Below are 286 nucleotides of genomic sequence, written 5' to 3' on the forward strand. Positions count from 1 at the left end.
ACCCCAACGCTCCGGATGCTCCAGCCCCACCACCCGGCCCAGACCCCACACCTGCGCCTGAACCGCACTCACCAGACGGTCCGAACGACCCGTCGACACAGCACCCCGCGTCACACACCACAGCGGAGCAGCAACACCACAGTCGCCCAGCGCCTGCACCAGCGCCAACGTCCCACCGAGCCCGGCCGACACACCCGACTCAAGCACGGTCCCGTCCAGCGCCAGCAGCGACAGGACGCCTTCGACGGACTCACCATCGGAGACCGCCTCACGCAACTGCTCGGCG

At 69.6% G+C, this 286-nt stretch carries 1 protein-coding gene; it reads right to left on the reverse strand.

Features of this window, described 5'->3' with window-relative positions:
• Window positions 1-286, reverse strand: a 286-nt coding sequence (locus tag UK12_RS42755; RefSeq protein ID WP_045307345.1) for a hypothetical protein, incomplete at both ends; no start/stop codon positions are given.

The organism is Saccharothrix sp. ST-888 (genome assembly GCF_000955975.1).
Lineage (GTDB): Bacteria > Actinomycetota > Actinomycetes > Streptomycetales > Streptomycetaceae > Kitasatospora.